We start from the raw sequence: 11,008 nt of genomic DNA, 5'->3' as shown, positions 1-11,008 counted from the left end.
GGGTAACGGCGTGGGCTCGGTCACCGCCACTGTGGCACCGGCCACCGAGTCAAACGTTATCCTATGGTTTCGGACATTCGGGGCTATAGCGGGATCGGGATTCCGACGATACGCCACGTACCGCCAGGCGGCGGTGGCCGGCGCCGTCACCAACACCGTCTTCGGTTTCCTGCGCTGCTACGTCCTGCTCGCCGTGGCCGGCGCGGCCGGCGGCGCCGCCGGGTACGACCGGGAACAGCTCGCCACCTTCGTCTGGGCCGGGCAGGGCCTGCTGGCGGTGGTCCTGCTCTGGGGCTGGACCGACCTGGCCGACCGGATCCGCACCGGGGAGGTGGCCAGCGACCTGCTGCGGCCGGTCCACCCGGTGACCAGCTACCTCGCCACCGACCTGGGACGGGCCGGCTGGGCCGGCGTGTCCCGGCTGCTGCCGCCGGTGCTCGTGGGCCCGCTCTTCTTCGACGTCCACCTGCCCGCCCGCTGGCCGACCGTGCCGCTGTTCGTAACCTCCGTGCTGCTCGCGGTGGTGCTCAGCTTCGGCTGCCGGTTCCTCGTCAACGCCACCGCCTACTGGCTTGAGGACGTCCGGGGCCCGCAGATCCTCTGGGTCCTCGCCTCGGGGATGCTCGCCGGGCTCTACTTCCCGCTGCCCTTCCTGCCCGACGCGGTGTACCTGGCGTTGCAGTTCGGCACCCCGTTCCCGAGCCTGTTGCAGATCCCGCTCGACGTGCTGGTCGAGCGGGATTCGACGGCCACCCAGGTCGGGCTGGTCGCGGTGCAGGTCGGCTGGGCGGCGGCGGTCCTGGCGCTCTGCCGGCTGGTGCAGCGCCGCGCCGAGCGCCGGCTGGTGGTGCAGGGTGGCTGAGCCGGTCGCCCTGCCCCGGCAGCGGCCACCGGGGCGTCCCCGGCCGCGGTCCGGCCGGCTCGCCGCGTACCGGGCGCTGCTCGGGGCGCAGGCGCGGTCGCAGGCCGCGTACCGGACGTCGTTCGTGGTGGACCTGGTCGGCAACGTCGGGGCCACCGTCTTCGACGTGGTCACCGTGCTGGTGATCTTCGGGGTCACCCGGGAACTGGGCGGGTTCACCCTCCGCGAGACGCTGGTGATGGTGGGCCTGTCCACCGCCGCCTTCGCCACCGCCGACCTGCTCGTCGGCAACATCGAGCGGCTGCCCCGGTACGTGCGCACCGGCCTGTTCGACGCCGTGCTGGTGCGTCCGCTCGGCGCGCTGCCCCAGCTCCTGCTGATGGACCTGCCGCTGCGCAAGGTGTCCCGGGCGCTCTTCGGCCTGGCCGTGCTCGTCGTGGCGGTCGGCTCGGCGGGGATCGACTGGACCCCCGGCCGGGTGGCGCTGGTGCTCCTCGCCCCGCTGGCCGGGGTGGTCTTCTTCGGCTCGGTCTTCGTGGCCACCGCCACCGTCTCGTTCTACTGGACGGAGTCGGGGGAACTGGCCAACTCGGTCACCTACGGCGGGCGCGACTTCACGTCGTACCCCGTCACGGTCTTCGACGGCTGGTTCCGCGCGGTCTTCGCGTACGGGATGGGGTTCGCCTTCGTCAGCTACCAGCCGGCGCTGGCGCTGCTCGGCCGCGCCGACCCGCTCGGCCTGCCGGCCTGGGCCGGGTGGGCCGCGCCGGCGGTCGCGCTGGTCGCCGCCGCGCTCGCCGCCACCGCCTGGCGCGTCGGGGTCCGCCACTACCGGAGTACGGGGTCATGAGCGTCATCGAGGCACGCAACCTGCGCAAGGAGTTCACGGTCCGGGTCAGGGCGGGGCGGCTGCGCCGCGAGAAGCGCAGCGTCGGCGCGGTCGACGGGATCGACCTGCTCGTCGCGCGGGGCGAGATGCTCGGCTACATCGGCCCGAACGGCGCCGGCAAGTCCACCACCCTGAAGATGCTCACCGGCGTGCTCACCCCCACCTCCGGCGAGGTGCGCGTCTGCGGACTGCGCCCGGTGCCCGAGCGTACCCGGCTGGCGTTGCGCATCGGCGTGGTCTTCGGCCAGCGCTCCCAGCTCTGGTGGGACCTGCCGCTGCGGGACTCGTTCGACCTGCTCCGGCACGTCTACCGGGTGCCGGCCGCCGAGCACGCCGCCCGGCTGCGCCGCTGCCGCGACCTGCTCGACCTGGACGGCTTCCTGGACACCCCGGTCCGCCAGCTCTCCCTCGGCCAGCGGATGCGCGGTGAGCTGACCGCCGCCCTGCTGCACGGTCCGGAGGTGCTCTTCCTCGACGAGCCGACCATCGGGCTCGACGTGGTGAGCAAGCAGGCCGTGCGGGGATTCCTGGGTGAGCTGGGCCGGGCCGGCGACACCACCCTGGTGCTCACCACCCACGACCTGGCCGACATCGAGCGGCTGTGCCGGCGGCTCGTGGTGGTCGACCACGGTCGGGTGGTGCACGACGGCACGATCGCCGCGCTGCACGACCGGTACGGCTCGCGCCGCCTCGTCGTCGCCGACCTGGACGCCGCCCTGCCGGAGCCGCCGGAGCTGCCCGGCGCGCCGCTGCGCCGGGTCGAGGCCGAGGGGCACCGACTGGTCTTCGCGCTGGAGTCGGCGGGCGCCGCCGAGGTGGTGGCCGCACTGGCCGGGCTGGCCAGCCTGCGCGACATCTCGATCGTCGAGCCGGACATCGAGGAGGTCGTCGCCCGGCTCTACGCCGGCCCGGGAGGGCTCCCCGAAACGTTCGGCAGGGCAGGAATCACTTCCTGACCGCCGCCGTCCCGCCCGGTACGGGTCAGACCGGGTCGCCGATGTTGACCCGGGGCTCCGGCGCGCGCATCCGGCGGAAGGTGATCGACCGCATGATCGCGTACAGGTAGAGCGAGCCCAGCCGCTCGCCGCTGTTCGGGAAGCGTTCCCGGACCAGCTTCTTGATCTTGCGGCTGATCAGGACCGAGTCGATCACCACGCCGAGGGCGAGCGCGCCCCAGAGGATGTTCGAGATCAGCCGGACGATCGGCGGCATCGCCTGGTTCGAGCCGAGCAGCACGATCAGCGCCCCGCCGAAGAACCAGGTGCCCACCGTACGGCGGGAGTCGACCACGTTGCGGGCCAGCAGCTTCTCCGGACCGCGATCGCGCGGGCCGCCCTCGCGGCGGAACTCGGCCGACGACTCGGCGCGCAACCGCCGTCGCCGCTCCCGGGCCTCCTCCTTGGTCAGCGGCTTGGTCGGGCCGGCCGGCCGGCGGCCGGCGACGGGCCGCTTCGGCGTCTCCCGCCCCAGTTCCTTCTTGCTCGGGGTGTAGCCCCGGCGGGCGGGCGCGGACGCCTCGTCGGGCGTCACCGAGGTGACGGACTCGTCGACGAGGTCGGAGGACTTGCGGCGAAACAGCGACGGCACGGGGAAAGGGTAGCCAAACGCCCGCGCCCGGTGCACATCGCGGTGCACCGGGCGCGGGGCGGAGGTGAGCGAGGTTACTGGCGACCCCCCGCCGTGGGCGGTGTCACGGCCGTCCGACGTGGCCGGGGCCGCTCGGCGTGGGCGGTGTCACGGCCGCTCGGCGTGGGCGCCCAGGTCGGCCAGCTTGGCCTCGAAGTCCTCGTAGCCCCGGTTGATCAGGTCGACGCCGTACACCCGGGAGGTGCCCTCGGCGGCGAGCGCGGCGATCAGGTGGCTGAACCCGGCGCGCAGGTCCGGGATGACCAGGTCGGCCGCGTGCAGCTTGCTCGGGCCGGCGATCACCGCGGAGTGCTTGAAGTTGCGCCGGCCGAACCGGCACGGGGTGCCGCCGAGGCAGTCGCGGTAGACCTGGATGTTGGCGCCCATCGTGTTCAGCGCCTCGGTGTAGCCGAGCCGCTGCTCGTACACCGTCTCGTGGACGATCGACAGGCCCCGGGCCTGGGTCAGCGCCACCACGAGCGGCTGCTGCCAGTCGGTCATGAAGCCGGGGTGCACGTCGGTCTCCAACGCCACCGACTTCAGCTCGCCGCCCGGGTGCCAGAACCGGATGCCGCCCTCCTGGCCCGGGTCGCCCAGCTTCGGCGGCCGGGCGTCGGTGACCTCGTACTCGCCGCCGACCGAGCGGAAGACGTTCAGGAAGGTCATCATGTCGGCCTGCTGCGCGCCGAGCACCTCGACGTGGCCGCGGGTGGCCAGCGCCGCCGCCGCCCAGCTCGCCGCCTCGATCCGGTCCGGGATCGGCCGGTGGGTGTAGCCGTGCAGCTTCGGCACGCCCTGGATCTCGATCACCCGGTCGGTGTGTACCTTGATGATCGCGCCCATCTTCTGCAGCACGCAGATCAGGTCGATGATCTCCGGCTCGACGGCCGCGTTGCGCAGCTCGGTGACGCCCTCGGCCATCACGGCCGTGAGCAGCACCTGCTCGGTGGCGCCGACGCTCGGGTACGGCAGGGCGAACTTGGTGCCGTGCAGCCCGTTCGGGGCGGACAGGTGCAGACCTTCCGGGGTCTTGTCGACCGTGGCGCCGAACTCGCGCAGCGCCTGGAGGTGGAAGTCGATCGGGCGCGGCCCGATGTGGCAGCCGCCCAGGTCCGGGATGAACGCGTGGCCGAGCCGGTGCAGCAGCGGCCCGCAGAACAGGATCGGGATGCGGCTGGAGCCGGCGTGCACGTTGATCTGGTCGGTGCTGGCGCTCTCGACGTTGGCCGGGTCGAAGACCAGCTCACCGTCCTCCTCGCCGTCGGTGACCTTGACCCCGTGCAGGCCGAGCAGCCCCCGGACCACCTCGACGTCGCGGATGCGCGGCACGTCGAACAGCCGGCTGGGGCTGTCGCCCAGCAGGGCGGCGACCATCGCCTTGGAAACCAGGTTCTTCGCGCCGCGCACGCGGATCCGCCCTTCCAGCGGAGTACCTCCGTGTACGACCAGGACGTCGTCGGTCAACGCAACCTCCAGCGCGTCGGTGCTGCCGTGTTTGTGGTGATGCGGGAGTGGGTGGGGTGGTACCCGCGATGCGGCCGGCGGTAAACAGGCCCAGGTGTGTCGTCGCACCGGCAGCATAGCCCTCGGTGACCAGAATGGATGCGGTCACATCGCCCCGGAGGGCATGAATCGGGGTGTCAGGTGCGTAAACGCATCAGACTGTCACGCAGGGTGATCAGGATGTCGGCGCTGGAGTGTCGGCGCCGGGGAGGGCCAGCATCTGGTCCAGCGCCACCCGGGCGTGGTGCGCGGTGTCCGGGTCCACCGTGATCTGGTTGACCACCCGGCCGGCCACCAGCTCCTCCAGTGCCCACACCAGGTGCGGCAGGTCGATCCGGTTCATCGTCGAGCAGTAGCAGACCGCCTTGTCCAGGAACATGATCTGCTTGTCCGGGTGGGCCAGCGCCAGCCGGCGCACCAGGTTCAGCTCGGTGCCGACCGCCCACGCCGAGCCGGCCGGGGCCGCCTCGACGGCCCTGATGATGTACTCCGTCGAGCCCACGAAGTCGGCGGCGGTGACCACCTCGTGCCGGCACTCCGGGTGCACCAGCACGTTCACCCCCGGCACCCGCTCGCGGACGTCGTCGACGCTGTCCAGGGTGAACCGGCCGTGCACCGAGCAGTGCCCGCGCCACAGGATCATCTTCGCGTCGCGGAGCTGCTCGGCGGTGAGCCCGCCGTTGGGCTTGTGCGGGTCGTAGAGCACGCAGTCGTCGAGCGAGAGGCCCAGCTCCAGCACGGCGGTGTTGCGGCCCAGGTGCTGGTCGGGCAGGAACAACACCTTCGACCCCTGCGCGTACGCCCAGTCCAGCGCCCGCCTGGCGTTGGACGAGGTGCAGACCACGCCGCCGTTGCGGCCGACGAAGCCCTTGATGTCCGCCGAGGAGTTCATGTACGTCACCGGGACGGTGTCCTGCGCCACGCCCAGCTCGGTCAGCACGTCCCACGCGGTCTCGACCTGGGACAGCACCGCCATGTCGGCCATCGAGCAGCCGGCGGCCAGGTCGGGCAGGACCACCTTCTGGCTGTCGGTGGTGAGGATGTCGGCGCTCTCGGCCATGAAGTGCACACCGCAGAAGACGATGTACTCCGCGTCCGGCCGGGCCGCCGCCTCGCGGGCCAGCTTGAACGAGTCGCCGGTCACGTCGGCGAACTGGATCACCTCGTCGCGTTGGTAGTGGTGGCCCAGCACGAAGACCCTGTCGCCCAGCGCCGCCTTCGCCGCCGTGGCCCGGGCCACCAGGTCGGGGTCGCTGGGCGCCGGCAGGTCGCCCGGACACTCCACGCCACGCTCGGTGGCGGGGTCGCTGCCGCGGCCGAGCAGCAGCAGGGCCGTCGCGGTGTTGGAGGGTTCCACCCAGGTCGAAGTCACGACCACATGGTTCCACAGCCGGGCGAGAAGGCGGTCCGTGCCGGTGTGGGCTGCCGCACTGCCCCGTGCCGATGTGTCCTGCCACACTGCTCGGCATGCGCGTGCTGCTCTGCCCCGACAAGTTCGCCGGCACGCTGTCGGCCCAGGAGGTCGCCGCGGCGGTGGCCGAGGGCTGGCGGGAGGTGGCCGACGCCGACGACCTGCTCATCCGCCCGCTCACCGACGGCGGTCCGGGCTTCGTCGCCGTCCTCGCCGAGGCGCTCGGCGGGCGCCGGGTGCCGGTGCCGACCGTCGACCCGCTCGGCCGGCCGGCCGACGGTGAGATCCTGCTCACGGGCGACGGCACGGCGTACCTGGAGAGCGCCCAGGCGTGCGGCCTGCACCTGCTCGCCGCCGCCGAGCGCGACCCGAAGACCACCACCTCGTACGGGCTCGGCGCGCTGGTCACCGCCGCGGTGGAGCACGGCGCCCGGACGGTGGTGATCGGGCTCGGCGGTTCCGGCACCAACGACGGCGGGGCCGGTCTGCTCACCGCGCTCGGCGTCACCGCGCTCGACGAGGCCGGCCGCGCCCTGCCGTACGGCGGGGCGGCGCTGGCCGGGGTCGCCGGGCTGGACGGCGCGCCCCGGCTGCGGGGCGCCACCCTGGTCGCCGCGACCGACGTGGACAACCCGCTGCTCGGGCTGCACGGGGCCAGCAGCGTCTACGGCCCGCAGAAGGGCGCGACCCGCGCCGACGTGCTGCTGCTCGACGCCGCGCTGGAGCGCTTCGCCGGCGTACTGGAACGGGACCTGCCCGGCTGCCCGGCGGGCCTCGGCGCGCTGCCCGGCGGCGGCGCGGCGGGCGGCCTCGGCGCGGCGATCCTGGCCCTCGGCGGCCGGTGCGAGTCCGGCATCGGCCTGGTCACCGAGGCCATCGGGCTGCCCGCCGCGCTCGACGCGGCCGACCTGGTGGTCACGGGCGAGGGCTCCTTCGACCACCAGTCGCTGCGCGGCAAGGTCGTCGCCGGGGTGGCCGGGGCCGCCCGGGACCGGGGGGTGCCCTGCGTGGTGCTGGCCGGGCAGGTGAGCACCGGGCGGCGCGAGGCGGCCTCGGCCGGCGTCACCGACGCGTACAGCCTGGTGGAGCACTTCGGTGGGGAGGAGCGTGGCGGGCTCGCCGCGGCGCTCAGCCGCCCGGCGGAGGGGCTGCGCCAGCTCGGCGCCCGGCTGGCCCGCCAGTGGAGCCGTTGAGCGCCGGCCGGGTGGGCGGCCGACGGCCCGCTCACCCCCGCGGCTGGCGGCGCCGTCGAACGTCCGCTTCCCACCTATCCTCCTAGGACGGCCTCGCGGGGTGTGTGCGGGCCCCTATCCGGCGGGATCCCGGGCCCGGATCACGTCGAAGGGGTGGTCCCGGCCGAGGCGGCGTACGATCGGGTCTGCGACCACATCGGGAATCACTGGACGACGCGAGACGTTGGCCAGTGCGTCCAGACCCAGACCGCGCAGGGAGATTTCCACGTGACCACGCCAGCGCAGACCGAGTCGACCGAGGCCAAGACCCCTACTTCCGTCGTCCTCACCGACGTCGCGGCGCAGAAGGTCAAGGCCCTGATCGAGCAGGAGGACCGCAACGACCTGCGGCTCCGGGTGGCGGTGCAGCCAGGCGGCTGCTCCGGCCTGCGGTACCAGCTCTTCTTCGACGAGCGCTCGCTCGACGGCGACGTCGTCACCGACTTCGACGGCGTCGAGGTCGTCGTCGACCGGATGAGCGCCCCCTACCTGTCCGGCGCCACCATCGACTTCGCCGACCGGATCGACGCCCAGGGCTTCACCATCGACAACCCGAACGCGGGCAGCTCCTGCGCCTGCGGCGACTCGTTCAGCTGAGTCGGCGCCCCTTCGGCCGATGCGGCGGGGCCACCCCCGATCCGGGGGTGGCCCCGTTGTCTTTTTTGCCGGACGGCTGCGCCGTCCGTAGCCGCCCACGGGCGCTGTCGCGGCGGACCGACCAGGGTGGATCCGTCCCGGGCTGACGCCGGGTGTCCGGCCGTCGACGCGGGGCCGAACGGAACGTGACCGATCCTCGTCCGACCCGCGACCACGACACCGGCCGGCCCGGTAGGCTGACCCGCGCCGTGCTCCCGACCGCGAGGGTTGACATGAAGATCGCCGTGACCGGCTCGATCGCGACCGACCATCTGATGAGCTTCCCCGGCCGGTTCGCCGACCAGCTCATCGCCGACCAGCTCGACAAGGTCTCGCTGTCCTTCCTCGTGGACGACCTGGTGCTGCGCCGGGGCGGGGTGGCCGCCAACATCGCCTTCGGCATGGGGCAGCTCGGCCTGCGCCCGATCCTGGTCGGTGCGGTCGGCGCCGACTTCGCCGACTACCGCTCCTGGCTGGAGCGGCACGGCGTCGACTGTGACTCGGTGCACGTCAGCGAGGTGGCGCACACCGCCCGGTTCGTCTGCACCACCGACACCGAGATGTGCCAGATCGCCTCCTTCTACGCGGGCGCGATGAGCGAGGCACGCAACATCGAGCTGGCCCCGGTCGCGAAGCGGCTCGGCGGGCTCGACCTCGTGCTGGTCGGCGCCAACGACCCCGCGGCGATGCTGCGGCACTCCGCCGAGTGCCGCGAGCGCGGGTACGCCTTCGTCGCCGACCCGTCCCAGCAGCTCGCCCGGATGGACGGCGAGGACGTGGTGGGCCTGATCGACGGCGCCGAGTACCTGATGACCAACGAGTACGAGAAGTCGCTGCTGCAGAGCAAGGCCGGGTTCACCGACGCGCAGTTGCTGGACCGGGTGAAGATCCGGGTGACCACGCTGGGCAGCAACGGTGTGGAGATCGTCGGCCGGGACTTCGGCGCCATCCACGTGCCGATCGCCCGGGAGACCCGGGCGGTCGACCCCACCGGCGTCGGGGACGGCTTCCGGGCCGGCTTCTTCGCCGCGCTCTCCTGGGGCCTGGAGCTGGAGCGGGCCGCCCAGGTCGGCTCCCTGCTGGCGACCCTGGTGCTGGAGACCGTCGGCACCCAGGAGTACGAGGTGCGCCGCGACCTGTTCGTCAAGCGGCTCGCCGAGTCGTACGGGGACGTCGCCGCCGAGGATGTCCGGCCGCATCTGCTGCCGTAGGCCCGGCCCGGCCGGCGCGCTGAACTGACCAGCACGCGATGATCGTCTGCGGCTGAGTGGCACGACACGCCGACACAGTTGCCGCTCAGCCGCAGACGATCAAGGGACGTCGGCAGCGGCTGCCCTCGGCCCTAGCGCCGCGCCGCCTGCGGCGGGGCGACGGTGCCGGAGGTGGCCGCGGCGACGAACGCGGACCACTGGCGGGCAGGGAAGACGAGCGTCGGGCCGGACCGGTCCTTGCTGTCGCGCACCGCCATGACGTCGGGCAGGACGGCGCACTCCACGCAGTCGCCGTTGTTGGCGCTGCGGCTGCTGGTGAACCAGCGGGCGGCGGCGAGGTCGGGGGTGGGGTTAAGCATGGTGGCCTCCGAGGGTTAGGCCGCGCCGGCCAGCTCTCGGATCAACGCGCGCGACTCGGCGGGGGAGAGGGCGACCTGGCGCAGGTTGTCGGCCACCATGCTATAGGTGCGTACGCCGTCGGGGTCCTGCACGTACAGCGCCCCGTCGAGCACCTCGGTGTAGGCGATCGGCCGGACGTGGGCGAAGTCCAGCAGCACGAACTTCCCCAGCGGCGTCGCGGAGTGCGGCCCGTCCTCGGGGCGGAGCACCTGCACGGTGACGTTCGGCAGCTCGGACATGGCGACCAGGTGCGCGAGCTGGGCCCGCCGGGTCTCGTCGCCGTTGACCCGCAGCCGCAGCGCCGCCTCGCCGACCACCGCGTGCAGGGTGAGCGGCTCGTCGTCGGTGAGCCTCCTGGCCCGGGTCTGCCGGAAGGACACGAAACGCTCGGCGTGGTCGGGGCGGACGAACCCGGTGCCGAGGGTCAGCGCCTGGGCGTACTCCTCGGTCTGGAGCAGGCCGGGGATGACCATGGACTCGAACACGAACGCGCTGTCGGCCAGCCCTTCCAGGCCGACGTACGTCTTGAACCAGTCCGGCATCACGGCGGCCCAGGGCGCCCACCACGTCTTGGCGTCGGAGCGGGTGGCGAGCGTGGTGAGCCGGTCGATCGCCGGCTGGTCGGCCCCGCAGGCCCGCAGGATGTTCGCGATGTCCTCGGGAAACTGCTGGTAGCGGCCGGTCTCCATGTGGCCGAGCTTCGGCTTGCCGATGCCGGTGCGGGCCGCGAGTTCGGTCAGCGTCATCGGCGACTCGCGGCGATATCGGCCCAGCTCGGCCCCGATCAGCCAGCGCAGCGCGGAAGGATCTGTTCGCGGTCCCATCAGCTTCGCCTCCACGTTCGTGTACCGATGAAGACATCATGCCGCCACCACTTCCAATAGGCAATGCGACGGGCTATACGTATAGCAATCAACCTTCTGGAGGTGGCCATGCTTGACCCGACGACCGAGCCACTCGGCACGCCCGAGGAATTTCAGCTGATGCTTGTCGAGTTGGTGAACGAGTTCGCGCCCCGGCGGTTCGCGATCTGCGAGGAGCACGGCGACCGGGTCGACGGCCGAGTCTTCGCCTGGGGCATGTCGTTCGAGGACGGCGTCCTGCTCCACAGCGACGATCGGACGTCGACCGGGCACTTCGCGGACGCCGAGGGCGCACTCCGGCTCTTCAGCCGCACTGGTCGTCAACTCCGGTTGATCTGGATCGACGCCCTGCCATCGAGCACGAGCCCATGAGGCG

Annotated in this window: 12 protein-coding genes; 7 read left to right on the top strand and 5 right to left on the bottom strand. The window is 72.6% G+C overall.

Features of this window, described 5'->3' with window-relative positions; all coding sequences use genetic code 11:
* Positions 1-10 precede the first annotated feature (10 nt).
* From C5N14_RS16510 to C5N14_RS16500, 3 genes are read left to right on the top strand one after another with little or no spacing between them, the layout of a single operon-like run.
* Positions 11-862 (top strand): ABC-2 family transporter protein, encoded by an 852-nt coding sequence (locus C5N14_RS16510; protein WP_117668965.1) that lies wholly within the window; start codon positions 11-13, stop codon positions 860-862.
* Positions 855-1,712 (top strand): ABC transporter permease, encoded by an 858-nt coding sequence (locus C5N14_RS16505; RefSeq protein ID WP_243639663.1) that lies wholly within the window; start codon positions 855-857, stop codon positions 1,710-1,712. Before C5N14_RS16510 ends, C5N14_RS16505 begins: the two co-directional genes overlap by 8 nt.
* Positions 1,709-2,707, top strand: a complete 999-nt coding sequence (locus C5N14_RS16500) for an ATP-binding cassette domain-containing protein (RefSeq protein WP_117668964.1) — start codon at positions 1,709-1,711, stop codon at positions 2,705-2,707. The genes C5N14_RS16505 and C5N14_RS16500 overlap by 4 nt, the downstream gene beginning before the upstream one ends.
* 25 nt (positions 2,708-2,732) lie before the next feature.
* Here C5N14_RS16500 and C5N14_RS16495 read toward each other — a convergent pair whose 3' ends face one another.
* The 3 genes from C5N14_RS16495 to nadA all read right to left on the bottom strand — a co-directional run bounded on the left by C5N14_RS16495 (position 2,733) and on the right by nadA (position 6,252).
* The gene (locus C5N14_RS16495) at positions 2,733-3,338 is read right to left on the bottom strand and encodes a DUF3043 domain-containing protein (protein ID WP_117668963.1); all 606 of its coding nucleotides are present in this window, start codon (positions 3,336-3,338) and stop codon (positions 2,733-2,735) included.
* Between the two features lie 147 nt (positions 3,339-3,485).
* The gene (gene murA / locus C5N14_RS16490) at positions 3,486-4,841 is read right to left on the bottom strand and encodes a UDP-N-acetylglucosamine 1-carboxyvinyltransferase (protein ID WP_117668962.1); all 1,356 of its coding nucleotides are present in this window, start codon (positions 4,839-4,841) and stop codon (positions 3,486-3,488) included.
* Positions 4,842-5,055: 214 nt separating this feature from the next.
* Positions 5,056-6,252, bottom strand: coding sequence for a quinolinate synthase NadA (nadA, locus tag C5N14_RS16485; RefSeq protein WP_117669003.1), 1,197 nt, complete (start codon positions 6,250-6,252; stop codon positions 5,056-5,058).
* Positions 6,253-6,323: 71 nt separating this feature from the next.
* Here nadA and C5N14_RS16480 point away from each other — a divergent pair, with 71 nt between their 5' ends.
* From C5N14_RS16480 to C5N14_RS16470, 3 genes are all read left to right on the top strand, one after another.
* The gene (locus tag C5N14_RS16480; RefSeq protein WP_207892761.1) at positions 6,324-7,484 is read left to right on the top strand and encodes a glycerate kinase; all 1,161 of its coding nucleotides are present in this window, start codon (positions 6,324-6,326) and stop codon (positions 7,482-7,484) included.
* Positions 7,485-7,751: 267 nt separating this feature from the next.
* Complete coding sequence (erpA, locus tag C5N14_RS16475) at positions 7,752-8,120, top strand: iron-sulfur cluster insertion protein ErpA (protein WP_117669002.1); 369 nt, start codon at positions 7,752-7,754, stop codon at positions 8,118-8,120.
* 272 nt (positions 8,121-8,392) lie between these two features.
* Entirely contained in the window at positions 8,393-9,370 is a 978-nt protein-coding gene (locus C5N14_RS16470; RefSeq protein ID WP_117669001.1) for a carbohydrate kinase family protein, read from the top strand.
* Positions 9,371-9,501: 131 nt separating this feature from the next.
* Here the strand turns inward: C5N14_RS16470 and C5N14_RS16465 are convergent, their stop codons facing one another.
* Positions 9,502-9,729: a DUF397 domain-containing protein gene (locus tag C5N14_RS16465; protein ID WP_117668960.1), complete on the bottom strand. Its 228-nt coding sequence runs from the start codon at positions 9,727-9,729 to the stop codon at positions 9,502-9,504.
* Between the two features lie 15 nt (positions 9,730-9,744).
* Positions 9,745-10,593 (bottom strand): helix-turn-helix transcriptional regulator, encoded by an 849-nt coding sequence (locus C5N14_RS16460; RefSeq protein ID WP_117669000.1) that lies wholly within the window; start codon positions 10,591-10,593, stop codon positions 9,745-9,747.
* Positions 10,594-10,701: 108 nt separating this feature from the next.
* On the opposite strand from C5N14_RS16460, the gene C5N14_RS16455 reads away from it, so the two are divergent.
* A complete protein-coding gene (locus tag C5N14_RS16455) occupies positions 10,702-11,004 on the top strand; it encodes a hypothetical protein (protein ID WP_117668959.1) in 303 nt (100 codons plus the stop codon).
* The last annotated feature ends 4 nt before the right edge of the window (positions 11,005-11,008 follow it).

Origin of the sequence: Micromonospora sp. MW-13 (genome assembly GCF_003434305.1) — a bacterium.
Taxonomy (GTDB): Bacteria; Actinomycetota; Actinomycetes; order Mycobacteriales; family Micromonosporaceae; genus Micromonospora.
Note: the sequence above shows the minus strand (reverse complement) of the source record. Positions and strands in the feature narration are given on the sequence as shown.